The following is a 24,472-nucleotide window of genomic DNA, read 5'->3' as shown; positions in this document are numbered from 1 at the left end:
AAGATCACCCCCCATACTACGGCGACGCCGCCCGCCATCGCGCGATGTTGCGGCTGAGACCGCAATACACCTGAACTGCAAATCGACTTCAAAGCCCGTCGCGAGCAGCGGCGGCGATGCGCGTTCGCGCCAAAACAAGCCTTAGGAAATCTCTCAATGCGCTCTCTTTCTCAACGGGCCGCCGCACCGGCCTTGCTCGCCACCGTTTCGACCTTCGCCCTGCTGAGCGCCGCCCCGGCCTTTGCTCAGAACGCCGAACCCGTCGCCGGTGAGGCGGCGCAGGTGGACGACATTGTCGTGACCGGCACGCGGGTCCAGAACCGCTCGCGCCTCGACACCCTGGCGCCCGTCGATGTCGTGACGTCCGAGGCGTTGCAGACGCGTGGCACGACCGAGTTCGCCACCGCCCTGGCCCAGGCCGTGCCGTCGCTGACATTCCAGCGGCCGTCGGCCAACGATGGCTCGGACTCGATCCGCCCGATCACCTTGCGCGGCCTGTCGCCGGATCAGACGCTGGTGCTGGTCAACGGCACGCGCCGCCATGCCTCGGCCCTGGTCAACGTTAACGGCGTAGTGGGGCGCGGCTCGGCCGCCGTCGATCTGAACACCATTCCGACCGGCGCTCTGGACCGGGTGGAGGTGCTGCGCGACGGCGCCTCGGCCCAATACGGCTCGGACGCCATCGCCGGGGTGGTGAACCTGCGCCTGAAGGAAGCCTCCAGCGGCGGCGGCGCTAGCGTGACCTACGGCCAGTACTTCACCACCGTGAAGACCGCGCGCGGTGAACGCGACGAGACCGACGGCGGCACCGTCACGGCCTCGGCCTGGCAAGGGTTCTCGCTGGGCGACGACGGCTTTCTGACCCTGTCGGCCGAATATCTGAGCCGCGAATCGACCAACCGCTCGGACTACGATCCCCGCGCAGCCGCGAACGGCGCGATCACCGCCCGCTTCGGCGATCCGGATGTGGAGCAGTGGACCGTTTTCGCCAACGCCGGCAAGGGTCTGGGCAACGGCTGGGAAGCCTATGGCTGGGCCGGCTATCAGGACCGCGACAGCGAAGGCGCCGCCTTCCCTCGCCTGTCCGACAACGCCAACAATGTCGCCTCGATCTACCCGAACGGCTTCCTGTCGAAGGTCGCCATCAATTCCAAAGACGCGTCGCTGGCCGGCGGCCTGCGCGGCGAACTGGCGGGCTGGAACACGGACATCAGCCTGACCTATGGCCGCAATGCCCTGGACTTCCGCACCGAGGATTCGCTGAACTCCACCTACGGCGCGACTTCGCCGACCAGCTTCGATTCAGGCAGCCTGATCTACGACCAACTGGTGCTGGGCGCCGACTTCAGCCGCGAGTTCGAGGTCGGTCTGTCCGGCGGGCCGCTGAACTTCGCCTGGGGCCTGGAGCAGCGCTGGGAAAACTACAAGATCGAGGCCGGCCAGCCCGAGAGCTACAACCGCGGCCCCTTGGGCCCCAACACCGCCCTGACCGGCGGCGCCCAGGGCTTCGTCGGCTTCCAGCCCTCGAACGCCGTCGATGTCGATCGAGACAACTTCGCCGCCTACGCCGACGTCGAAATCCCCTTGACCGACAAGCTGCGGGTCGAGGGCGCCGTGCGGTTCGAGGACTATTCCGACTTCGGCGACACCCAGACGGGCAAGCTGTCGGCCCGCTATGACTTCACCCCCAGCTTCGCCCTGCGCGGTTCGGTCTCGACCGCCTTCCGCGCGCCGTCGTTACAGCAGTCCTTCTTCACCTCGACCGCCTCGGTGATCCAGAACGGCGCCGTGGTCGAAACCGGCACCTTCCCGGCCACCAGCACCGTCGCAGGGCCCCTTGGCGCGCGTCCGCTGAAGGCCGAGACCTCCACCAACTATTCGGTGGGGGCCGTGGTGCGACTGGGCCGGTTCGACCTGACGGTCGACGCCTACAAGATCGACATCGACGATCAGATCGTTCTGTCCGAACTGATCAACCGGACGTTCTCGGGCCAGGTCGCCAGTCTGCTGGATCCGCAAGGCGTCCAGGCCGCACGCTTCTTCCTGAACGGGGTCTCGACCTCGACCGAAGGCGTGGATGTCGTCGGACGGTATCGTCTGCCGACCGACACGCTCGGCGATTTCGACTTCACCGTCGCAGCCAACTTAAACGATGTCTCGGTCAACCGCGTGCCGACGTCCTCCTCGGTGCTGAACCCGGTCCCGACCCTGTTCGCGCGCCAACGCATCCTGACCATCGAGGACGGTACGCCCGACACCAAGGTCTCGGCGTCGGCGGACTGGAGCCGGGACAAGTGGGGCGCCACGGTTCGCGCCACCTACTATGGCGACGTGCTGCAACCCGGATCGACGGCGGCGAACGACTACAGCACCGGGGCCAAGACGGTCGTGGATCTGGAAGGCCGATTCCAGTTGACCGAACGCGTCGGGGTGGCGATCGGCGTGGACAACGTGTTCGACGAATATCCGGACTTCGTGCCGGCGTCGCTGAACTCCAACGGCGTTCTGGGCTTCCCCTACTATTCGCCCTTCGGCTTCAACGGCCGCTACGGCTATGCGCGCCTTAGCCTCAAATGGTGAGGTTGGGCTGATCGCCAGTCAGGCAGGGGCGCTCTTCGGAGCGCCCTTTTCCTTGTTTGCATTACGAAACCTTCAGCTTGGCCGTTCTGCTTCGCCGCAGTTGCGACACATATCGCCGTTCAATCTGGGCGCTGCCAGAGGGGGCTTTGGAGGGGACCAGATGAAGACCAGATCGATCGCAGCCGGCGTCCTGGCGCTGTCGCTTTTCGCCGGCGCGGCCAACGCCATGACGGTTCAGGAATTCCTGACCACCGCCAACGCCATTCCTCAGAACCCGACCGCCCTGCTACGCTCCGACACCCGCCGTCTGATGGCCGAGTTCCGGGGCGCAGTTCGCACCGTCCGCGCCGAACAGACCCAGGCCAAGGCGGCCGGCCGTCAGCCCGCGACCTGCATGCCGGACAAGGTCAGCGTCTCGCCCAGCGCCATCCTGAACCGTTTCAACGCCATTCCGCAGGCCCGTCGCAACATCAGTGTGACCCAGGCCTTCCGCGAATGGATGGCGCACGACTACCCGTGCGCCTGACCCGCGCCGATTGAGGAATTCCGGTTCGTCCCCAAGGCGGCGCGATCTGTCCACGGTCCAGGCGGCGTCCGCGTCTGACGCAGAAGCGTGAGAGGGCTAAAGCGTTAATCGATGAACGCCTTCGCCCCCATGCCCTTCTCGTCGTCTCCGCTGGACTCCGGCGGCGTCAGTTCGATGCCGCACAATCTGGAGGCCGAGCAGGCGCTGCTGGGCTCGCTGATGTTCGACAACGCCGTGTTCGAGCGGTTGAACGACCGGCTGCGCGGCTCGCACTTCTACGAACCCTTCCACCAGCGGCTGTTCGACGCGATCGAGGACCATATCCGCCAGGGGCTGCTCGCCGAACCGACCATCCTGATGGAGCGGTTCAAGCAGGATCCGGCGTTCCAGGAGTTCGGCGGCCTGCGCTACCTCGCCGACCTGGTGGACCGTGCGCCGCCCGCCGCCAACGCCCCCGACTACGCCCGCGTCGTCTATGACCTGGCGCTGCGGCGCGACCTGATCCGCATCGGCGGCGACATGATCAAGGAGGCGCCCAATCCGGAGACGCCTGCCGACGAACAGATCGAACAGGCCGAACAGACCCTGTATTCGCTAGCAGAGACAGGCAAACCGTCGTCCGGTTTCGTCAGCTTCTCCAACGCCTTGTCCGGCGCCGTTCAGATGGCGGCCGAAGCGTATCAGCGCGAGGGCAAGCTGGCCGGCCTCGCCACCGGCCTGAACGATCTGGACCGCAAACTGGGCGGCCTGCACCCGTCCGACCTGCTGATTCTCGCCGGCCGTCCGTCGATGGGCAAGACGGCGTTGGCGACCAACATGGCCTTCAACGTGGCGCGCGCCTATCAGTGGGAGCCGACGCCGGAGGGCCGCAAGACCGTCAACGGCGGCGTCGTCGCCTTCTATTCGCTGGAAATGAGCGCCGAACAGCTGGCGATGCGTATTCTGGCCGATGCGTCCGGTGTCTCGTCGGACAAGCTGCGCAAGGGCGAGATCGACGCAACCGACTTCGGCAAGCTGCGCGACGCGGCGGTCGAGATCGGCGAAAGCCCCCTCTACATCGACGCCACCGGCGGCCTGTCCATCTCCAAGCTGGCAGCCCGCGCGCGCCGCCTGAAGCGCATGGAACATGGGCTGGACCTGATCATCGTCGACTATCTGCAACTGGTCACGACCGGGAACAGCGGCGGCCAGAAGAACCGCGTGCAGGAGGTGTCCGAAATCACCGGCGGACTGAAGGCCCTGGCCAAGGAGCTGTCGGTGCCGATCATCGCCCTGTCGCAGCTGTCGCGTCAGGTGGAACAGCGCGACGACAAACGCCCGCAACTGTCGGACCTTCGTGAATCCGGCTCGATCGAGCAGGACGCCGACTGCGTGATGTTCGTCTATCGTGAGAGCTACTACCTGGGCCGCGCCGAGCCGCGCGAGGGGACCGAGGAACACCTGCAATGGCAGCAGGACATGGACCGCCTGCAAGGTCAGGCCGAGGTCGTCATCGGCAAGCAGCGCCACGGCCCCATCGGCATCGTCAAACTGGCCTTCGACGCCGACACCGTCCGCTTCGGCAACCTGGCGCACGGCTATGAAGAGGTCAGCTACGAGTAGCCTCTTCCATCGGCGCGGTGTTGGCGCATAAGGACGCCATGACCGTAGCGACCCCCGCCGTCCTCTCCGTCGATCTGAACGCCCTCGCGCGCAACTATCACACGCTGGAGGCCGTCAGCGGCCAGCCGGTGCATCCGGTGGTCAAGGCGGACGGCTATGGACTGGGGGCGCAGGCCGTGGCGACACGGCTGATGGCCGAGGGGGCGCGGACCTTCTTCGTGGCGCGGGCGGCGGAGGGCGTGCGGCTGCGGGCGGCCTTGGGCGCCGACGGTCCCGTCATCTATGTGCTCGACGGCTGCCACGGCGACGATGCGGCGATGCTGAAGGCGTCGGACCTGCGGCCCGTGCTGAACCATCCGGCGCAGATCCAGGCCTGGAGGGCGGCGGGCGGCGGGACTTGCGGCCTGCAGATCGACACTGGCATGAACCGGCTGGGCATTCGGCCCGAGGACGCGCCCGAGGCTATCGACGGCCTGGCCTTGGTGCTGACCCACCTCGCCTGCGCCGACGAACCGGCCAATCCGATGAACCGGCGCCAGCGCGACGCCTTCGCGGGCGTGCTGGATCGCTATCCGGGCGTGATCCGGTCGTTCGCCAACTCCAGCGGCTGTTTCCTGGGCCCGGACTTCGCCTTCGACACCGTGCGCCCGGGCATCTGTCTTTACGGCGGCGGACCGGAGGGGCGTCCCGATTCTCGTATCGCACCCGTGGCGACCCTGACGGCCGAAGTGCTTCAGGTTCGCGACGTGCTGGCGGGCGAAAGCGTCGGCTATTCGCGCGGCTACATCGCCGAACGCCCGATCAAGGTCGCCACCGTGGCGGCCGGCTATGCGGATGGATTGCTGCGATCCTATTCGCCCAAGGGGGCGGTCTGTATCGCCAACGAGACCCGCCCGCTGCTGGGTCGGGTTTCGATGGATGTCTGCGCGGTCGACATCACTGGCCTGGATGTCGCGGTCGGCGATCCGGTCGAACTGTTCGGCCCGACCCGCCTGTTGGATGACGCCGCAGCCGCGGCGGGGACCATCAGCTACGAGTTGCTGACCTCGATCACCCCCCGCGTGCCGCGCGTCTATTCTCAGTAGCCGGCGCCCATTCCGGCGAGACCAGCGGTCGTAGCGGCGACGGAGAGTGTCACCCCACGTATCGCCGCGCCTATAATCGCATAGAGAACCAAGCCCGCGATCAGCACGACAACGTAGTAGACCACCTTTTTGTCGTCCGGCGTTTTCATCAGCAGCGGCAGGCCGATGAACAGCAGCACTAGGCTGTAAATCGCGCCGATCAGGCTCAAGACGCTCAATACAGGAATCAGGTCGAATACCGCAGCGACCCATGCTGCGGTCGAGGCGTAAACGGCCACCTTCATGGCCTGAACCTGATCAACGGTCGAACCGAAGCTGGGCGCCAACGCATTGATAAGAATGCCGAGCACGAAGACTGCGGCAAGGGACAGACCGTAGGATATCAGAGCTACCACCAAGGCTCCGGTAATCGACGCGTCACCGAAAATCAGGCTGCCGATCAACCCAGCGATCGGACCAATCGCGGCCAGGATCATCGCGTAACGGGTGAACAGCGTTTTGGTCGTGGCGAACTCACCATCGACGCGCAGCCATTCCGCATTGGGCTGGACCAAAATCCCCTTGACCCGCGCGACCAGGGCCGGATCGACAGCGGGTTGGGAGTGGGTCGTCGGATCGCTCATGACAGGCCTCGGCGAGAGAAGATGGGCGGATGTTGACGTTGCGTCGCTTCAAGAAGCAAGGGTGTGCGACACATTCTCAATCCCTCAATATGGCAAAGGTTGCGCTTGCGACCGAAACTGTCGTGAGCCGACGCCATGTCCGACGCGACCGTTCGATCTGCTAAGGAAGCCCATGGCTCGCGATTCCGCCCTCTACGTCTGTCAGTCCTGCGGCTCGGTCCACAGCAAGTGGTCGGGCCAGTGCGGCTCCTGCGGCCAGTGGAACACCTTGAGCGAAGAAAGCCGCTCGGCTCCGCCGGGCGCGATCAAGCCGTCGGCGGCGGCTTCGGCCCGCACGCGCGGCATTCAGTTCGAAACGCTTCAGTCCGACACGCCCGAGCCGCCGCGCATCACGACGGGCGTGGCGGAGTTCGACCGGGTCTGCGGCGGCGGCGTGGTGCCCGGCTCGGCCATCCTGCTCAGCGGCGATCCGGGCGTCGGCAAATCGACCCTGTTGCTGGAGGTCGCGGCCAAGGCGGCGCTGCGCGGATCGCGCGTGGCCTATATCTCGGGCGAAGAAGCCGTCGAGCAGATCCGCGCCCGCGCCAAACGGATGGGCCTGGCCGACGCCCCGGTCAATCTGGCGGCCGCGACGGCGCTGCGCGACATCCTGGGCACGCTGAAGCGCGAACAGTTCGACATCGTCATCGTCGATTCGATCCAGACTCTGTGGTCCGACGTGCACGAAAGCGGCCCCGGATCCATCACCCAGGTCCGCGCCTGCGCCGGCGAGATGGTGCGACTGGCCAAGTCGCAGGGCGTTGCGGTGGTCCTGGTCGGCCACGTCACCAAGGACGGCCAGGTCGCCGGCCCGCGCGTCGTCGAACACCTGGTCGACGCGGTCATGACTTTCGAGGGCGAGCGCGGCTATCCGTTCCGCATCCTGCGCGCCGGCAAGAACCGCTTCGGCGCCACCGACGAGATCGGCGTGTTCGAGATGGGCGACGCCGGCCTGCGCGAGGTCGCCAACCCGTCCGCCCTCTTCCTGGGCGACGGCAAGGAGCGCGCGCCGGGCGCCGCCGTCTTCGCCGGGATCGAAGGCTCGCGGCCGGTACTGGTCGAGATGCAGGCCCTGGTGTCCAAGTCCGCCTATGGCACCCCGCGCCGCGCCGTGATCGGCTGGGAGACGGGACGTCTGGCCATGGTGCTGGCCGTGCTGGAGGCCCGCTGCGGCTTCGGATTTGGCGATCAGGACGTCTATCTGAATGTCGCCGGGGGCTTACGCATCAACGAACCGGCGGCGGACCTCGCGGCGGCGGCGGCGCTGATCAGCTCGGCGACCGGCGTGTCCCTGCCTCAGGGCTGCGTCGTCTTCGGCGAAATCGGCCTGTCGGGCGAGGTCCGCAGCGTCGGCCGCGCCGAGGCCCGGCTGCGCGAAGCGCAAAAACTGGGTTTCGATCAGGTTCTGAGCCCGACTTTGACCGCCAAGACGAAGGGGGTGAAGGTGACATCCGTCACGCGCCTGACGGATGTGGTCGAACGAATCTCGCAGAACCGCTATTAGAGGATAGACGGTCGCGCTTTCTTTCGCTTCGTCATCCTCGCCCTTGTGGCGAGGATCCATAAACTCCGTCGAAGCCGGGAGTCCCCGGCGCCACCGGGCGTATGGATCCTAGGGACAAGCCCTAGGATGACGGGGTTGGGGACGGTGGGGCTCTTTGGAGAGCAAGTTACTTAAGTGACCGGATACGACGTCTTCGCCATAGTGGTGATCCTGTTCTCCGTCGCCGCCGGCTGGGTGCGCGGCGGGGTGCGCGAGGTCATCACCCTGCTCAGCGCGACCCTGGCGGCCCTGGTCGCCCTGATCGCCCTGCCCTGGACCGCGGGCGTCACGCGCGCCTTCGTCGATCCCGAGTGGGCCGGGTCGATCCTGGCCGCCGTCCTGACCTTCTTCGTCGTCTATTTCGGCCTGCGCCTGGTCGGCTCGATGATGTCCAAGAGCGCCAAGGACCATCCGCACCTCGGCGTCATCGACCGCATCTTCGGACTTTTCATCGGCGGCGTCCGTGCGCTGGTCCTGATCGGCGCGGTTCATCTGGTCATCGTCGCGGCCTTGCCGGGCGAGCGCACGCCGCTCTGGCTCGGGAAGGCGGCGCTCTATCCAGTCAGCGCCATGGGCGCTCGGATGATCCAGATCGTCCTGCCCAGCATCGGGCGCGGCGCCGACGCCATCACGCCCGTCGTGGATTCGTCCGTACGCCGGGGCTTTTCGGACGACGAAGCCTTGCCCCCGACGCAATCAGAGCCTAACTCGCCGCGCGAAGCCGCCCCTTAAGTTTCCCCGGTCATCGGAGCCCCACGATGCGCCACCATATCGCCGATCCCGTCGTTCACCGCGAGCACTGGCGCGAGCCGGAGGATGACCAGCTCCGTCTGGAATGCGGGGTCTGCGGCGTCTGGGGCGCGGACGAGGACGAAGGCTCTTCCGTCGTCGCCCTGGGTCTTCACGCCCTTCAGCATCGCGGCCAGGAAGCCTGCGGCATCGCCAGCGTCAAGGACGAGCGTTTCTACACCGAACGCCACCAGGGCTTGGTGGGCGAGGCCTTCGGCGGCGCCGACCTGATGACGCGGATGCCCGGCCGCGCGGCCGTGGGCCACACCCGCTATTCCACCGCCGGCGGCAGCTTCCTGCGCAACATCCAGCCGATGTTCGCCGATCTGGACCAGGGCGGCATCGCCATCGCCCACAACGGCAACCTGACCAACTTCAAATTCCTGCACAGCCAGCTGGTCAGCGAAGGCGCCATCTTCCAGTCGACCTCGGATTCCGAAGTCATCCTCCACCTGATCGCGCGCAGCCGCAAAGCCAAGATCGTCGATCGCTTCACCGACGCCCTAGCCCGGATCGAGGGCGGCTACGCCTTGGTGGCGCAGACGCGCACCAAGATGATCGGCGCGCGCGACCCGCTGGGCATCCGCCCGCTGGTGCTGGGCCAGTTGAGCGACGGTTGGGTTCTGGCGTCCGAGACCTGCGCCCTGGACATGATGGGCGCCACCTTCGTGCGCGATGTCGAACACGGCGAGATCGTCGTCATCGACGACAGCGGCCTGCGCTCGCTCAAGCCCTTCCCCGCCCGCGCGGCCCGCCCCTGCCTGTTCGAATACGTCTATTTCTCGCGCCCGGACTCGGTCGTGAACGGCCGCTCCGTCTATGAGGTCCGCAAGGAAATGGGCCGCGGCCTTGCTCGCGAACTGGGCGTCGAAGCCGACATCGTCGTGCCGGTGCCGGATTCCGGCGTTCCGGCCGCGCTCGGCTACGCCCAGGAAAGCGGCATCCCCTACGAAATGGGCATCATTCGCAGCCACTATCTGGGCCGCACCTTCATCCAGCCCAGCCAGGGCGCCCGTCAGAAGGGCGTGCGGATGAAGCATAGCCCCAACAAGTCTGCCCTGGCCGGCAAGCGCGTCGTGCTGATCGACGATTCCATCGTGCGCGGCACGACGTCGCTGAAACTGGTCCGCGCCGTGCGCGCCGCCGGCGCGACCGAGGTCCACCTGCGTTCGGCCAGCCCCCAAATCCTGTTCCCCGACTTCTACGGCATCGATATGCCCGAGCGCGCCCAATTGCTGGCCGCCAACAAGACGCTGGAAGAGATGCGCGACATGCTGGAGGTCGATTCGCTCGGCTTCCTGTCCATCGACGGCCTGTATCGCGCGATGGGCGAGACCGGCCGCAACGCCGCCGCGCCGCAGTTCACTGACCACTATTTCACTGGTGACTACCCCACCCGCCTCTTGGATCGCGAGATCGAGGAAGGCGGACGCGAGTTCGGCGCCAAACAGCTGTCGTTGCTGGTCAGCGCCTAGGGCGAAACCTGAGCGCGCGGCCTTGGCTTGAGGGTCAAGGCCGCGCTATCAGCGGCCATGTCCGAACTTCCCCTGAACGACCGTATCGCCCTCGTCGTCGGCGCCTCGCGCGGCATCGGTTATGAGAGCGCCCTGGCCTTGGCCAAGGCCGGCGCCCACGTCATCGCGACAGCGCGCACGCAAGGGGGGTTGGAAGAGCTGGACGACGCCATCTTCGCCGCCACCGGCCGCCATGCGACCCTGATCCCGTTCGATCTGGTCGACGGCGGGGCCATCGACCGGCTGGGCGGCGCCATCTTCGAACGGTTCAAGAAGCTGGACATCTGGGTCCACTGCGCCGCCACCATGGGCCCGTCGGGCCTGACGCCGGTGTCGCACGCCGACCCGCGCGAGTTCGCCAAGGTCGAAAAGACCAACTTCACCGCCGTCTATCGCCTGATCCGCTCGCTGGAGCCGCTGCTGCGCGCCTCCGACGCCGGCCGGGCCATCCACTTCACCACCAGCGTCGCGACCGCACCCAAGGCCTTCTGGGGTATGTACGCCGCGACCAAGGCGGGCGCCGAGGCCTTGGTTAAGGCTTGGGCCGACGAGATCGAGAGCACGCCCGTCCGCGTCAGCATCGTCGATCCCGGCCGCATGCGCACCGCCATGCGCGCCCAGGCCTATCCGGGCGAAGACCCGTCCGTCCTGCCCCACCCCTCCGAGATCGGCCCCCTAGTGGTCGATCTGGCCCGCCCCGACGCCACGCCCCCGCTGACGATCCGCTTCCGCGACTGGGCGGCCGGACCGACGACGGAAGCGCTGGTCTAGGCTGGGATCAGCCCCAGGCGCCGCCTAGCCTTGGCTCTTCGCGGAAGGTGAAGTCGCCGTCGGTTGAGGCTGAAAGATCGCGCCAGGCCGCCAGTTCGGCTTTCAGGCTGTCCGCCTTCATCTCGACCACGCCGATGGCGTCTGTGCCCGCAGACCATCGCACCGGCGGATTTTCCGCATTCGCCAAGACGACCAAGGCCTGACCCAACTTCGCGGGATCGCCTGCCTGATTATGGCTGCGCGCGTCATAGAAGGCGCGGATGGCGCGCGATGCTTCGGCATAGTCGGCGATGGGATTATCGCCGTATCGGATCGACGAGGCGTCGAGGAAGTCGGTGCGGAAGAAGCCCGGCTCGACGATGGTCAGGTGTATGCCGAACGGACGCACCTCTTGCGCGACGGACTCGCTGAATCCCTCGACCGCGAACTTGGACGCGCAATAGATCGCTCCGCTCTCACCGCCCATCAGGCCGCCGATCGACGAGATGTTGAAGACATGACCCGACCTCTGCGCGCGCATGATCGGCAGCACCGCGCGTGTCATGTCGAACAGACCGAAGACATTGGTGTCGAACTGGGTGCGGGCATCCTGTGCGCTGGTTTCCTCGAAGATGCCGAGGTGGCCATAGCCGGCGTTGTTCACCAGAACGTCGATGCGGCCGAAGCGCGCCATGACCGCCTCGACGGCGGCTGCGATGGCGGCCGTGTCGGTGACGTCCAACATCAGGCTCAGCACCGTGTCGCTATCCGGTCCGAACGCCTTGACCAGGGCGTCGCGGTTTCGACCTGCGACGACGACGCGGTCGCCCGCGTCCAAGGCCGCGCGGGCGATCCCGGCGCCCAGACCGCGCGCCGCTCCGGTGATGAGCCAAGTCTTTTGGTTGGTTGTTGTCATGGGAAATCTCCTCTGCCTGACCAGGCGGAGAACACGCGGTTTCGGGCGCCCGGCGTTAGGGCGATCCGGGCGAAGGCTTGCACGATCCTGTCAAACCGCCCTCGCCCGCTTGCGAATAGCCGATGACGGGCGCTGAATGCCGTCATGAGCCTTTTGCCCGAAATGAGCGACATCGTGGCGCGTCACGCGCCGCCTGATCTGTCGCGATCGGCCGTGCCGGGTCTTCGCCTGTATGGCAGCGACGCGCAGACGCGGCTGGTCCCCGTCGCCTATGATCCCATGCTGTGCCTGGTGGTGTGCGGCGCCAAACAGACGATCCTGGGCGAGACCGTCTATTCCTATCAGGCCGGCGATTGCCTGGTTGTCTCGGCCGAACTGCCGGTGTGCGGCAGCATCGTCGAGGCGCCGTATCGCGCCCTCAGCTTCGACCTCAACCCCGCCGCCATCGCTGGCCTGATGCTGGAGATCGACGTGCCAGCCCCCTCGGATCAGCCGCCGCCGAGCGGCATCCATGTGACAGCGTTAGAGGACGAACTGTTGGAGCCCATGGCGCGCCTGCTGCGCCTTCTGGACCGGCCCGAAGAGATCGCCGTGATGACGCCAATGATCGAACGCGAACTGATCTGGCGCCTGCTCCACAGCCGGCACGCCGCCACCGTGCGCCAGATTGGCTCGGCCGAAAGCCGCCTGTCAGGCGTCAGTCGCGCCATCAACTGGCTCCGCGCCCACTACGCCGAACCCGTCAGGCTAGAGACCCTGGCGGACATGGCGGGCATGAGCCTGTCCACGTTCCACCGGCATTTCCGCACCGTGACGACCATGAGCCCGTTGCAGTTCCACAAGCAGCTGCGGCTGCGCGAAGCCCGCGCCCGGCTTCTGACGGGCGTCGAGGGCGCTGCCGAAACCGGCTTCGCCGTCGGCTATGACAGCCCGTCCCAGTTCAGTCGCGAATACGCCCGTCAGTTCGGCCTGCCGCCCGGCCGCGACGCGGTCCGTATGCGTCAAAGCCTGATGATGGGCTGAGCCTCAGAGCGTATCGAAAATGTCGGCCAGGTCCGCCGGCCAGATCGTCTCGGCCGAGGCGCGGATGTCGGCGACGCTCCACCAGCGGTGATCGACCAGAACGCCCTGTTCTTCCACGGTCCAGCCTGCGGAAGACAGATCGAACGTCTCCGTGCGCAGCAGGAAGAACCTCTGATCCACATCCGCCATCCGGCCATCGGGCAGGCGGAAGCTGACACGGACCTGGGCGACCTGCGGGCCGGGGTCTTCGACGATCAAGCCTGTCTCTTCGAAGAGTTCACGGCGCGCGGCCTCTTCAAAGGTTTCGTCGGCCTCGCACCCGCCGCCGGGCGTCGCCCAGAAGGCCGTCCCAGCGAGCGGTCCTTCGGAAAACACGAAGTGGAACAGCAGCACCCGCCCCTGCCCGTCCAGGAGCAGCCAACGCGAGGTGGGCCGGGCGGGAAGCGCGCTCTCGGCCTCGCTCACGCCGTCACTTCTTGGCGCCGCCCTTTTGGCCCGTGCGGATCCGGCCCGAACGCGACACCTGGCGAGCGCCGCCGCGCGCGCCCTTCTGAACCGCCACGGACGAACCGGCCTTCTTCGACGCACTGGACTTCAACCCGCCCAGTATCTTGGGCTGGGCCTTGCGGGTCTTCTTCTGCTCCAGCGCCTTGCCGGGCAGTTTGGACAGGGCCTCTTCCTTCTCGGCCTTCTTGACGCGGCGCGGCGCGGTCTTGGCGTCGCCCTTGTAGCGTTCCGGCCCGGACTTGGCGCCGCCCTCGGCATAGGGGTTCACGCCGCTGGACTTGACGTTCAGGCGGATCGGCGTGCCCGGCAGGTCGAAGCTCTCGCGGATCGAGTTGACCAGATAGCGCTTGTAATGCTCCGGCATCGACTCGGCGCGGTTGGCCATCAGCACGAAGGTCGGCGGACGGGCCTTGGTCTGAGCGATGTATTTCGGTTTGATCCGCTTGCCGTCCACGGCGGGGGGCGGGTGCCGCTGGGTCGCCATGGACAGCCAGGTGTTCAGGTCTTTGGTCTTCACCTTGACCGACCAGGTGTCATAGGCCTGAAGCACCGCCGGCATCAGCCGCTCGACGCCGCGCCCACTGTGCGACGACAGGGCCACGAAGGGTGAACCCTTCAGTTGCGGCAGCTTGTCCTCGGCCATGCCCTTCAGCTTGGCCATGCGGGACTGGGGCTCGTCCTCCAGGTCCCACTTCGACGCGACATAGACCAGGGCGCGGCCCTCGCGCTCGACCAGATCCGCCAGTTGCAGGTCCTGGGTGTCGAAGGCGTCGTCCTTGTCCATCATCAGGATGACGACTTCGGCGAAGGTGATGGCCCGTATGGTGTCGGCGACCGACCGCTTCTCCAGCTTCTCCTGCACCCGCGCCTTGCGACGCATCCCGGCCGTATCGACCAGGCGGATGTTCTTGCCCTCGAACTGCCAGTCGACCGAGATGGAATCGCGGGTGATGCCCGCTTCCGGCCCGGTCAGCAGCCGGTCGTCGCCGATCAGGCGGTTGATCAGGGTGGACTTGCCCGCATTGGGCCTGCCGATGACGGCGATGCGGATCGGCTTGTCCGGCTCGTCGATCTCCTCGACGAAGATGTCCTGCGACGCCGCGACGATGGCGGCGTACAGATCGGCCATCCCTTCTCCGTGCTCGGCCGAGATGGCGACGGGTTCGCCGAAGCCCAGGGCGTGCGCCTCGCCGACGCCGCCGCCGCTTTCGCGGCTCTCGGACTTGTTGGCCAAGAGGATGATCGGCTTGTGCACCCGGCGCAGGCGCTCGGCGAAGATCCGGTCCAGCGACGTCACGCCCTCGCGGGCGTCCATCATGAACATGACCAGTTCGGCGTCGTCCAGCGCGGCCTCGGTCTGCTCGCGCATCCGGGCTTCCAGGCTGTCGTCGGTGACGTCCTCGTATCCCGCCGTGTCGATGAGCGTCAGGTCCATGTCGCCGATGTTGCCGTCGGCGTATCGCCGGTCGCGGGTCACGCCTGGGCGATCGTCGACGAGCGCCAGGCGCTTGCCGACGAGGCGGTTGAACAGTGTCGATTTGCCCACATTGGGGCGGCCGACGATGGCGACCTTCAGAGCCATGTCGGCCTTCTAGCTTAGTTTGGGCTGAAAATCAGCGGATGCAGATCAGTTGGCCGTTGTCGGTCAGCACATAGAGCGCGCCGTTATAGGCGGCCGGGGCGATATAGGCGGGCGCGCCCAGCTTCAGCGTCGTCTGCGCAGCGCCGGTCTTGGGATCGAAGGCCACGGCCTCGCCAAACGAGTTGACCATCACCAGACGGTTGGAGGCCAAGAGCGGTCCCGACCATTGCGGGCGGATGGTGCGACGGCCGAAGGTCAGGAAACCGCCCTCGCGGCGCTCGCGGCCCTCGTTCAGTTCGCGCGTCCAGTAGATCTGGCCCGTGTCGCGGTTGGCCGTGATCAGCTGACCCGACTTGGACACCACGAAGACAGCGTCGCCGACCGGCAGCGGCGCGTTCACGCCCGTCACCGGCAATTGCCACTTGGGCTGGCCCGAACGCAGGTCCAGCGCCGACATCACGCCCGAGTGGCTGACGCCATAGACCATGCCGCGGCTGATGACCGGGCGGCCCGCCACGTCGCGAACTTCAGACAGGGCGCTGGTGCGGCTGGTGCGCGACAGGGTCTCTTCCCACACCGCTTGGCCGTTCAGGGCGCTCAGCGCGACCAGCTGGCCCGAAGCGAACGGAGCGACGACGGTCGTACCGCTGACGGCGGGGCTGGAGGCGCGCATGACGCGCGCCGGCTCGGCGATGCCGCGATAGGTCCAGTCCTGGGCGCCGGTGTTGGCGTCAAAGGCGAACAGCTGGCTGTCCACGTCCACGACGAAGACCCGGTTGCCCGAGACGGTCGGGGCGCCGTGGATCGGGGCGTCCACCTGTTGGGTCCAGACCACCGCGCCGGTGTTGGCGTCCAGCGCCGTCATCGAGCGATAGCCGGACGAGACGAAGACCTTGCCGCCGCCGACGGCCACGCCGCCGCCGAAGCCGCCGTTGCGGTCACGATCGGCGTTCTTGACGTTGGCCTTCCACAGGATCGCGCCGGTGTCGGCCGAAACCGCCGAGACGGTCGATTCGCCGTCCAGCACGAAGATCTTGCCGTCGGCGGCCACGATCGGCGCCATGACGTTGCCGACGTGGGCCGATCCCGAGCCGACGCCCCGCTTCCAGGCGATCTGGAAGTTCGGCGCCGCGATGACGTGCTCGACCAGGTTCTCGGATGTGCCGCCGGGCTGCGTCCAGGCCGTCACGGCCTGCGGACCCGGCAGGAAGAAGTCGCGACCCGACAGGGCGGCCGACGGCGACAGGCTCTGTTCGAACTCCAGCACCGAGATGCGCTGGCCGGCCGAGGCGGTCGCGCCGACGTCTTCCTTGCCGCCGCCCAGACCGAACGGCAGGTTGCGGCGCACGGTGCCGCAGGACGCCATCGTTGCGGCGACGCCGCAGATCAGCGCGACTTTCAGAACTCGGTTCATCGGGGGCGTCCTGTAAGGGGTCGTCACTATTGGGCGGCCGGCGCGGCGGCGGGAGCCGCCTGAGCGGGTGCGGCCTGAGCCGGGGCAGCCTGAGCCGGAGCAGCCGAGGGCGTCATCGCGTTCGCAGCGCCGGCGGCCGGCGGGGTCGCCTTGGCGGCGGCGTCGATGATGGGCTTGATGGCGGCTGCGGTGCCGGCGTCGATGGATTCCACGGCGATCTGGGCGCGCTGACGGATCGAGTCCGGCACGTCCTGACCCAGTTGCAGCAGCACGAAGGCCTCACGCGCTTCCTTGGTCTTGCCGTGTTGCAGGCGCGCCAGGGCCAGGGCTTCCTGGGCGAAGGCGTGCAGCGGGCGCTTGTCTTCGGCCAGCGGCGTCAGGCGCTTTTCGATCTCGGCCAGCGGCGCGGTGTCCATGACCAGGAAGGCGGCCTTCAGGGCGGGCGGGTCCGACAGGATCGGATCGCTGGACGCCTTGGCGGCCTCGTCGAACAGGCGAACCGCGTCCTGGAACTTGTTGGCGCTGACGGCCAGGCCGGCCTGCTGCTGCAGGGCCAGGACCTTATAGGCGCCGTTGCCTTCCTTGATCGCTTCCTCGAAGGCCGCGCGGGCATCCATCGGCTTGTCGGCACGCAGAGCCTCCATGCCGCGATCATAGGCCTCGGCGGCCTTGGCGGCCTTGTTGGAGTTCAGGCTGTCCCAGCCCCACCAGCCCAGGGCGCCGATCAGGGCGACGACCAGCACCACGCCGAAAACGGGCAGCCAGGTCTTGGCCAGGCGCTTCAACTTGTCGGAGCGAAGCTCCTCCTCGACCTGCTCGAAGACATCAACCACTGAAACGTCGCCCCAAAATCGCGAAATGCAAACCGGCGCGGACCCTAGAAGGTCGGCTCCCCGCCCGCAACGTCGTCCGTTACTGCGAAGCCGGCTTTTTCGAGAAGTAGGTCTCGACTTCGGCAGGAAAACGGCGGGTTTTCACATCGCTGGCGAAAGCGGCGGCCGCGCGATCGATCTCGGTGCGCAGATCGGCGTATTTGCGCACGAACTTCGGGGTCCAGTCGAACATGCCGAGCATGTCGTTGACCACCAGCACCTGACCGTCGCAGGCGGCCGAAGCGCCGATGCCGATGGTGGGCGCGTCGATCGTCTCGGTGATCTCGCGCGCCAGCGATTCGGCGACGCCCTCGATGACGATGCAGAAGGCGCCGGCCTCGGCGACGGCCTTGGCCTCGGCCAGCACCCGGTCGCGCTCGCTCTCGGTCCGGCCCTTGGCCTTGAACCCGCCTTCGGCCAGGATCGCCTGGGGGCGCAGGCCGACATGGCCCATGACCGGAATGCCGCGCTTGACCAGGAAGGCGACGATCTCGGCCATTTCGATGCTGGTCTCCAGCTTCACCGCCTGGGCGCCCGTCTCCTTCATCACCCGCACGCAGTTGGCGTAGGCGACCTCCTTGCCGCCCTCATAGGAGCCGAACGGCATGTCCACGACCACCATGGCCCGTTTGGCGCCGCGCATGACGGCCTGCCCGTGCAGGATCATCATCTCCAGCGTCACACCCACGGTATTGGGCAGGCCGTGAACCGCCATCCCCAGGCTGTCTCCGACCAGCAGCACGTCGCAATGCGGATCCAGCAGGGCCGCCATCGGCGCGTCATAGGCCGTCAGGCAGACGATCGGCTCGCCGCCCTTGCGTCCCGCGATATCGGGCACGGTGATGCGTTTGACGCTTTCTTGGGTGTGGACGGACATCGCCGGGCCTCCTGACGTGAAGGGGTCAGATAGGCCCCTGCCCCGCCAGTGTCACCCTTGCACCCACGCTCACACGTCCTGCGACAGCTTCGCCACACCCGCCGCCATCAGGGCGACCAAGGCCCCGGCGACGATCCAAAAGGCCATCATGCCCGAGCCGTTCATCAGATCCAGCGACCCGACGCCCAGATCTTGCAGGCCCAATCCGTTCAGGCCCGATTGCGCTGCGCCCTGCGCCGTGGCGGCCGCGGCCCTGAGCCCTTGCGCCAGGGTCGTATCGCCGTCGGCGGTGAAGTTGATGTTCACCCCCTCGCGCACCGCCAGCACGCCGCCGATCAGGCCTGCCGCCGTCAGGGTCACGCCGCGCCAGCGCGACCGCGTCTCCATGCGCGCCTGGACCGTCGCCAGGAACAGGGCCTCGTCCGGCAGGCTCGGCGCCTGGGCGAACAGCCTTTCGATCATCGGATCGAATTCGTCAGCCGACATGGACCGACCTCCCGCCTGAGCCGTGCGCCGGTTGAAGCCGCGCACGGAGTTTATCCAGACCACGTTTGACATGCGATTTCACCGTGCCAAGCGGCAAATTCATGGCTGCCGCGATTTCCGGATGCGACATCCCCGCGCCGTGGCACAGGGAGACGCAGACACGCTCGGTTTCGTTGAGCGTCTTCAGCGCCTCGTCCAGGTCCATCAAGCCGCCGCGGTCGACGACCACATCCGCCTGATCGGCCTCGATCTCGGCGACGTAGCGCGCCTCCTTGGCCACCCGCTTCAGATAGAGCCGCGCGGCGATCTTCTTGATCCAGCCCGCAAACGTCCCCTGCCCGCGAAACTCCGCGCACCGCTGGAACCCTTGCAGAAAGGCGTCCTGCGCCACGTCGTCGGACAGGGACGGCGTCGCCCCCATTCGGCGCAACAGCCCCCGCACCGCCGACCCGTGCCGACGCACCAGCTCGCCATACTCCCGCCGACCGCCGGCCGCCGCCTGAGCGGCCAGCTCCACGTCGTGGAAGTCTCTCAATGATTTGACCATGACGTTTCCCCCTTCCGGCGGACGTCAGTCTTTGTTCGGGTTGAAGAAGCCCAGGATGATGAAGGCGACGCCGATGGCTGCGGGAATACAGGCGATGCCCAGCAACGCGCCCTGGCCATTGCCGCCCCAGACGTGGGTCGTGCCCTGAACCACGATGCCGAACCCGGCGATGCCGATGCCGCTCGCCAGGCTGAGCACGCCCTTGCGAATGTCCTTGCTGCGCGACGGCAGGCCCTTCTGCACATCCTTGGTCATCACATCGAGCAGTTCGGGCGGCAGTTCCTGACCCTTGTCGACGGCGAGACGCACGGTCTCCTGCATGTCGCGCTTTTCGCGGTACTTCAGGAAGGTGGGACCGAAGACGATGGCCGTAATCGTGCCGAAGACGGCGAAGATGGCGAAGATCGGAATGAAGTCTTCCATGTCGAGTATCCCTTGAACCGTTGCAGCAGCCTGATGCGGCGGCCTTCTGATCACAAGAGGCTGGCCGACGCCTCAACGGATGCGCGGCGTTACGTGAAATCTTCGTAAGGTCGCCGTTTCGGCCGCCGTCGGTTCGGTCTAGGGTCCGGTTTCATCAATCTCAGGAGCGCATCCCCATGGCCCATGTCACCTATCGCATCGTCGAACACGACGGCGGCTGGGCCTACAAGTCCGGCGACACCTATTCCGAAACCTTCGCCAGCCACGACGACGCCAAGGCCGCCGCCCTACGCGTCGCGCGAGAGCAGCGCGTGCCGGACCAGACCGCCGCCATCGAATACGAGACCGCCGCCGGCGAATGGGTCACCGAAAGCGCCGACGGTCACGACCGCCCCTCGACGGACGTCGAGGGCTGAGGCCGAGATGATCCCCCGTCGCACCCTTCTGGCCGCCGCCGCGCTGGCGCCGCTGGCAGGCTGCGCCACGGCCCCAAAGACGACGACGCCCGCCGAGCTGAGGCTCGTCACCTTCAACATCTGGCACAACATGGGTGACTGGGCCGCCCGTCGTCCGCTGCTGATCGCCGCCCTGAAGGCCCAGGACGCCGACGTCATCGCCCTTCAGGAGGTGCTGGAGGACGCCAATGTCGGGCTGGAGAACCAGGCCCGGATGCTGGCGCGCGAACTGGGCGGCTATCATGTCGCCTTCGTCTCGACCGACGCCGAGGGCGCCCCGCGCCGTTACGGCAACGCCCTGCTGACCCGCCTGCCGGTTCTGGCCGAGGCCTCGACCAGGCTTGAGCCGCTTGACGATTTCCGCACCGCGCTTCAGCTTCGCGTCGCGGTCCAGGGTCGCCCGGTCGATGTCGTCGTCACCCATCTGGCGTGGCAACAGGACGCCGGCCCGGTCCGCGCCCGCCAGATCGCGTCGCTGCTAAGCTGGCTGCCGCAGGACGGCACGCCCCTGGTCGTCATGGGCGACTTCAATGCGACCCAAGAGGATTCCGGCCTGGCGACCCTGACCGGCCCCCGCTTCTTCAGCGCCCTGCCCCGCGGCGCGGTCACGACCACCTTGAACCCGGCCAAGGGTCACCCCGAGCGCGTCATCGACCACATCTTTGTCGAACAGACCGCCTTCGCGCCCGGCGAGGCCCGCCGCTTCGGCGATACGCCGACCAACGGCGAATATCCGTCCGACCACTTCGGCGTCGTCGCGACCGTCCAGCTCAGGTAAGCGCTGAGGCGTAAGCCTCGGGCTTGAACCCCACCAGCCGCCGGTCCCCCAGATCCAGCACCGGCCGTTTGATCATCGACGGCTGGGCCGTCATCAGCGCGATCGCCTTCGACTTGTCGATGTCCGCCTTGTCGGCTTCGGGCAGCTTCTTGAACGTCGTCCCGGCCCGGTTCAGCACCGTCTCCCAACCGTGCTCGTCGACCCACTGGCCCAGCCGCTCCGCATCGACCCCGGCCTTCTTGTAGTCGTGGAAGACATAGTCCACCCCCTGCTGCTCCAGCCAGACCCGGGCCTTCTTCACCGTGTCGCAGTTGGGAATGCCGTAGAGGGTATAGGTCATGGGTCTCTCGAAGGTCGCGGATCAAGCGGATGCAGCCGCTTTCGCCCCCTCGCCGAGCATCGTCAACTGTCGGTCAGACGCGACGCCGGCGCTGTGAACGTCACCGAGAACCCCTCTATGCCGTAGCGAAGATCCGCGCCGCCGCACCCCAGCAGGCCTCTCGCGAGTAGTTTGACGCCAAAGCCGGTCTTGAGCGGCGGATGGGCCGGCGCGCCCCCGCCTTCGATCCACGTCAGGACGAGTTGCCCCTCATCCAGCCGCCAATCGACCGAGACGCGGCCGCCGGGCTTGGCGAGGGCGCCATGCTTGAATGCGTTCGTCGTCAGTTCGTGGATGATCAAGGCGACCGTCTGCGCCACACGCGGCGACAGGTGCACCGACGGCCCCGAGATGGAAACCGGCCTGCGCACCAAATTACCCACCGCGTCGCGAACGATCTCGCCGAGGTCGCCGCCATTCCACGCCTTTTCGTCCAGCGTCTGCTGGGTCCGGGCGATGGCGTTCAATCGCTCGTCGAAACGCTCCAGCACGTCACGATCAACGCCCGACAAGGTGCTGCGGGCGACCGCTTGAACCAGGGCGAGGGTGTTCTTCACCCGGTGGCCGCATTCGTCGACCAGCATCTGCCGGTGTTGCTCGCCCCGCACCCGCTCGGTCGTTTCGATGGCGATATTCAGAATGCCGACGATCGCGTCGCCCTCCCGCACGGGGCTGTAGGACAGGACCCAGCAGGTGTCTTCCGAATATCCGTTTCGAACCATCGTCAGCGGCAGGTCTTCCAAAAAGACCGTTTCGCCCGCCAGCGCGCGCTCCGTCAGGGGGCGCAACACGTCCCACACCTCATGCCAGACCTGATCCAGCGGACGACCCAGGGCGCTCGGATGCTTTTGTCCGAGCAGCGGAATATAGGCGCCATTGTAGAGCAAGGTGCGCTCCGGGCCCCACATGACGCTGGCCGCGAAACCCATTCCCATCATCATGTCATAGGTAATGCACAGCGCGGGCGACCAATCTCGCCTTGGCCCCAGGGGCGTCGTCGCCCAGTCGAACGCATCAATAAGGGCTGGCATCGGCGCGGCCCCTGTTGACGACGGCATTCGACGAGCAACCGACGAATGCAGCTCCAGCATCGATCTGTGATGCGAACCTCATCATCGTCGTTCAGAATAATCGGATGGTTTCGCTTGGCCGATCGACGATCACGCCCGCGACATAGAGTTTGCGCACCAGTTGCTGCGTGCCGAGGATCGTCCGGCTTTGGAAATCCAGCCAGTTCGCGACCAGGGTCTGATCCGGCAGATTGATGTCTCTCTTGCCCGCGACCCGGATGACCAGGCCTGTTTTTTCAAGCTGACCAAGGTGCCGGCGAACCGTTTCGTCGTCCATTCTGGCGGCCTTGGCGACCTCGATCACGCTCACTGGCCCGAACGGCGGGTTCAGCAGGGCAAGAAGGCCGGCGTCCGGCTCGCCATGACCAACGCGCAAGGCGCTCCCGGTGAGATGCGACAGCCAGAGCAGGACGTAGTGCGTCGTCAGGCTGATTTCGGGCTTCAGTGATCGGGCGTGCTGGATGCCTTTCAGAACGTGCGCCGTCATCAGCCGCGTGGCCAAACCTGCGACTGGCCAGGCTGGCGTGACGACCCGGTCGCCGTCGCGGGCGCCGCATGCATTCAGCATCGCCAGCCCATCGACGAACTCCACCGTGGCCAGCAGAAAGGCTTCCATCGCGGACTTGAACGGTTTCGACTGCGACACCTCGGCTCGCAAGACGAAGCCGCCGTCCGTCCGCACCAGCACGCCCCGGTCCACCAGCCCCGCCAGTTTGGTGCGTGCGCTCTCGCGCGGCACGCCCAAGGACATGGCGATGCTGATTGCGTTCACAGGCCGCCGCAGCGCGTTCGGCAAAATGCCCGCTCCAATGGAAGTGTCGCGTGCCGCGCTTTCGTTGTCAGCCCCTCTGACATTCGCATCCACCACGCCAGCGGTCAGCAGGGCGGATATCAGATCCTCGTCGATCCAGGTGCGCGATGCGCTGATGAAATCGAGGGTCAGCTTCGTATTCAGCCAAGCGACTTGAGCGGCCTGTGAACGCAGAGACATTAGCGAACCGTTTTGAGGCTTCGGCGAACACTGTCGCCCCAGCTCAACGCCGTGTCGACAAGGTGATTACCGAAAATGAGGTTTGATGCGGAGACTTGCGCGGATGAGCCAGGATCAGCGGCGCCAAACCTTCCCATCTCTTTTTTGCGACTATTCCGCTTTGATTTCTGTCGCTTGAGGGCAGCCTGCGTCAATCGACCCGACGCGCCCGCGAACGGGATTATGATGTCGAAGGGTCTTTGAAAACAGCAGCTAAGCAATTGCACCATCTTGCACTTTGCACCCCTTTTTTTGGGGGCCGTGCAATTTCGCTCCATCGCTGATTTTAGACGAATTAGACGAATTAGACGGTGTTTTTGTCAGGCGACCGTCTAGGCCACGAACCCGGCGAAGACGCCGATGACCATCACGATGAAGGTCGCGACGACGCTGGACAGACCGATGGCCGTCATCACGATCAGGCCCTTGGCAAGGCCGGGGACCACGCCCCGATACCACCGTCCCCGCCCCATCCGCATGAAGGCCACGATGCCGAGCGCCAGCATCAAAAGGCTGCACGCCGCGGCCAGCGGGCCGGGGCTGAACATGAACCAGGCCAGCGGCAGCAACGGCACGGTCCAGGCGTTCAGATAGGCGAAGGCCGCGCGGAACCCGCATCTCAGGCCCAGGTCCTCAGCGTCCCATAGGCGAAACAGCGGCATGGCCGCCAGGGCATAGAGCGGCGCCATGATCGGCACGGCGACCAGCGACATCCAGCCGTCAGCGTCCGACATGAAGGCGTCGCGCGACTTGCCCGCTTCCTGAAGCAAAGGGTTCAGAACATCGGCCGGCATGCCTTCCAGATAGAGGCTCAGTCCCCCGCGCAGAAAGACGATCAACATCAGGATCGCGTTCAGCGCCAGATAAAGCTTCAACGGCTTGGCGTAACGCCCGCCCCCCGTCGGCCCCTCGATCATCCAGGCCTGAAGCACCAACCGTGGCCGCACCAGCAAGTCGCGCGCGGTCCGCACCTCCGCGCCGCCAAAGCCCAGCGCGTCCTCGGACAGGTCCTTGAACGCCTGCTTGCGCGTCGTCTCGCCGTCGGTCATCGGATTCTCCCCT

The 24,472-nt window shown here is 66.5% G+C and carries 25 protein-coding genes; 11 read left to right on the top strand and 14 right to left on the bottom strand.

Translation table 11 applies throughout. The annotated features are described in order from the left end of the window. The first annotated feature begins 156 nt into the window (after positions 1 to 156). The 4 genes from HNP47_RS01375 to alr all read left to right on the top strand — a co-directional run bounded on the left by HNP47_RS01375 (position 157) and on the right by alr (position 5,793). Entirely contained in the window at positions 157 to 2,580 is a 2,424-nt protein-coding gene (locus tag HNP47_RS01375; protein WP_184277788.1) for a TonB-dependent siderophore receptor, read from the top strand. Between the two features lie 160 nt (positions 2,581 to 2,740). Beyond that, the gene (locus HNP47_RS01370; protein ID WP_184277786.1) at positions 2,741 to 3,106 is read left to right on the top strand and encodes a hypothetical protein; all 366 of its coding nucleotides are present in this window, start codon (positions 2,741 to 2,743) and stop codon (positions 3,104 to 3,106) included. 111 nt (positions 3,107 to 3,217) lie between these two features. Beyond that, a complete protein-coding gene (locus tag HNP47_RS01365) occupies positions 3,218 to 4,708 on the top strand; it encodes a replicative DNA helicase (RefSeq protein ID WP_055754947.1) in 1,491 nt (496 codons plus the stop codon). 38 nt (positions 4,709 to 4,746) lie between these two features. Further along, positions 4,747 to 5,793, top strand: coding sequence for an alanine racemase (gene alr, locus HNP47_RS01360; protein WP_184277784.1), 1,047 nt, complete (start codon positions 4,747 to 4,749; stop codon positions 5,791 to 5,793). Here the strand turns inward: alr and HNP47_RS01355 are convergent. Beyond that, positions 5,787 to 6,416, bottom strand: a complete 630-nt coding sequence (locus HNP47_RS01355; protein ID WP_184277782.1) for a Yip1 family protein — start codon at positions 6,414 to 6,416, stop codon at positions 5,787 to 5,789. The genes alr and HNP47_RS01355 overlap by 7 nt on opposite strands. 172 nt (positions 6,417 to 6,588) lie before the next feature. On the opposite strand from HNP47_RS01355, the gene radA reads away from it, so the two are divergent. The 4 genes from radA (at position 6,589) to HNP47_RS01335 (ending at position 11,072) form a co-directional block, all read left to right on the top strand. Next, positions 6,589 to 7,959, top strand: coding sequence for a DNA repair protein RadA (radA, locus tag HNP47_RS01350; protein ID WP_184277780.1), 1,371 nt, complete (start codon positions 6,589 to 6,591; stop codon positions 7,957 to 7,959). A gap of 174 nt (positions 7,960 to 8,133) precedes the next feature. After that, positions 8,134 to 8,730, top strand: coding sequence for a CvpA family protein (locus tag HNP47_RS01345; RefSeq protein ID WP_184277778.1), 597 nt, complete (start codon positions 8,134 to 8,136; stop codon positions 8,728 to 8,730). 26 nt (positions 8,731 to 8,756) lie between these two features. Beyond that, a complete protein-coding gene (purF, locus tag HNP47_RS01340; RefSeq protein ID WP_184277776.1) occupies positions 8,757 to 10,262 on the top strand; it encodes an amidophosphoribosyltransferase in 1,506 nt (501 codons plus the stop codon). Between the two features lie 57 nt (positions 10,263 to 10,319). After that, a complete protein-coding gene (locus HNP47_RS01335; RefSeq protein ID WP_184277774.1) occupies positions 10,320 to 11,072 on the top strand; it encodes an SDR family NAD(P)-dependent oxidoreductase in 753 nt (250 codons plus the stop codon). 7 nt (positions 11,073 to 11,079) lie between these two features. On the opposite strand, the gene HNP47_RS01330 is transcribed toward HNP47_RS01335, so the two are convergent. Beyond that, on the bottom strand, positions 11,080 to 11,967 hold the full coding sequence (locus tag HNP47_RS01330) for an oxidoreductase (protein ID WP_184277772.1): 888 nt from the start codon (positions 11,965 to 11,967) through the stop codon (positions 11,080 to 11,082). Between the two features lie 144 nt (positions 11,968 to 12,111). Between HNP47_RS01330 and HNP47_RS01325 the strand changes: the two genes are divergently transcribed. After that, on the top strand, positions 12,112 to 12,990 hold the full coding sequence (locus tag HNP47_RS01325; protein WP_221414884.1) for an AraC family transcriptional regulator: 879 nt from the start codon (positions 12,112 to 12,114) through the stop codon (positions 12,988 to 12,990). A 3-nt stretch (positions 12,991 to 12,993) separates the two neighbouring features. Here the strand turns inward: HNP47_RS01325 and HNP47_RS01320 are convergent, their stop codons facing one another. The 8 genes from HNP47_RS01320 to HNP47_RS01285 form a co-directional block, all read right to left on the bottom strand. Then, the gene (locus tag HNP47_RS01320; RefSeq protein WP_184277770.1) at positions 12,994 to 13,455 is read right to left on the bottom strand and encodes an NUDIX hydrolase; all 462 of its coding nucleotides are present in this window, start codon (positions 13,453 to 13,455) and stop codon (positions 12,994 to 12,996) included. A 4-nt stretch (positions 13,456 to 13,459) separates the two neighbouring features. Beyond that, positions 13,460 to 15,079 carry a ribosome biogenesis GTPase Der gene (gene der / locus HNP47_RS01315; RefSeq protein WP_184277769.1) on the bottom strand — a complete coding sequence of 540 codons (1,620 nt, stop codon included), beginning with the start codon at positions 15,077 to 15,079 and terminating at the stop codon, positions 13,460 to 13,462. 31 nt (positions 15,080 to 15,110) lie between these two features. Further along, a complete protein-coding gene (locus HNP47_RS01310) occupies positions 15,111 to 16,493 on the bottom strand; it encodes a PQQ-binding-like beta-propeller repeat protein (RefSeq protein ID WP_184277767.1) in 1,383 nt (460 codons plus the stop codon). Between the two features lie 26 nt (positions 16,494 to 16,519). Continuing rightward, complete coding sequence (locus HNP47_RS01305) at positions 16,520 to 17,326, bottom strand: tetratricopeptide repeat protein (protein ID WP_184277765.1); 807 nt, start codon at positions 17,324 to 17,326, stop codon at positions 16,520 to 16,522. A gap of 79 nt (positions 17,327 to 17,405) precedes the next feature. Beyond that, positions 17,406 to 18,242, bottom strand: coding sequence for a 3-methyl-2-oxobutanoate hydroxymethyltransferase (panB, locus tag HNP47_RS01300; RefSeq protein ID WP_184277763.1), 837 nt, complete (start codon positions 18,240 to 18,242; stop codon positions 17,406 to 17,408). A 69-nt stretch (positions 18,243 to 18,311) separates the two neighbouring features. Continuing rightward, positions 18,312 to 18,728, bottom strand: a complete 417-nt coding sequence (locus HNP47_RS01295; RefSeq protein WP_184277761.1) for a hypothetical protein — start codon at positions 18,726 to 18,728, stop codon at positions 18,312 to 18,314. After that, entirely contained in the window at positions 18,718 to 19,275 is a 558-nt protein-coding gene (locus HNP47_RS01290) for an RNA polymerase sigma factor (protein WP_184277760.1), read from the bottom strand. The genes HNP47_RS01295 and HNP47_RS01290 overlap by 11 nt, the downstream gene beginning before the upstream one ends. A gap of 24 nt (positions 19,276 to 19,299) precedes the next feature. Next, a complete protein-coding gene (locus HNP47_RS01285) occupies positions 19,300 to 19,698 on the bottom strand; it encodes a DUF6249 domain-containing protein (RefSeq protein ID WP_055808381.1) in 399 nt (132 codons plus the stop codon). A gap of 176 nt (positions 19,699 to 19,874) precedes the next feature. Here HNP47_RS01285 and HNP47_RS01280 point away from each other — a divergent pair, with 176 nt between their 5' ends. Continuing rightward, complete coding sequence (locus HNP47_RS01280; protein WP_184277758.1) at positions 19,875 to 20,114, top strand: DUF2188 domain-containing protein; 240 nt, start codon at positions 19,875 to 19,877, stop codon at positions 20,112 to 20,114. A 7-nt stretch (positions 20,115 to 20,121) separates the two neighbouring features. Beyond that, a complete protein-coding gene (locus tag HNP47_RS01275; protein WP_184277756.1) occupies positions 20,122 to 20,931 on the top strand; it encodes an endonuclease/exonuclease/phosphatase family protein in 810 nt (269 codons plus the stop codon). On the opposite strand, the gene HNP47_RS01270 is transcribed toward HNP47_RS01275, so the two are convergent. The 4 genes from HNP47_RS01270 to HNP47_RS01255 form a co-directional block, all read right to left on the bottom strand. Continuing rightward, the gene (locus tag HNP47_RS01270) at positions 20,924 to 21,271 is read right to left on the bottom strand and encodes an ArsC family reductase (protein WP_184277754.1); all 348 of its coding nucleotides are present in this window, start codon (positions 21,269 to 21,271) and stop codon (positions 20,924 to 20,926) included. The two genes, HNP47_RS01275 and HNP47_RS01270, sit on opposite strands and share 8 nt — an antisense overlap. 62 nt (positions 21,272 to 21,333) lie before the next feature. Continuing rightward, positions 21,334 to 22,341: a sensor histidine kinase gene (locus tag HNP47_RS01265; protein ID WP_184277752.1), complete on the bottom strand. Its 1,008-nt coding sequence runs from the start codon at positions 22,339 to 22,341 to the stop codon at positions 21,334 to 21,336. Positions 22,342 to 22,432: 91 nt separating this feature from the next. Further along, positions 22,433 to 23,371 (bottom strand): hypothetical protein, encoded by a 939-nt coding sequence (locus HNP47_RS01260; RefSeq protein WP_184277750.1) that lies wholly within the window; start codon positions 23,369 to 23,371, stop codon positions 22,433 to 22,435. Positions 23,372 to 23,742: 371 nt separating this feature from the next. Beyond that, a complete protein-coding gene (locus tag HNP47_RS01255) occupies positions 23,743 to 24,459 on the bottom strand; it encodes a hypothetical protein (RefSeq protein ID WP_184277748.1) in 717 nt (238 codons plus the stop codon). Positions 24,460 to 24,472 lie beyond the last annotated feature (13 nt).

Origin of the sequence: Brevundimonas vesicularis, from assembly GCF_014204545.1 — a bacterium.
Lineage (GTDB): Bacteria > Pseudomonadota > Alphaproteobacteria > Caulobacterales > Caulobacteraceae > Brevundimonas > Brevundimonas vesicularis_B.
The sequence above is the reverse complement of the archived record's forward strand: the minus strand, read 5'-3'. Positions and strand labels throughout refer to the sequence as shown.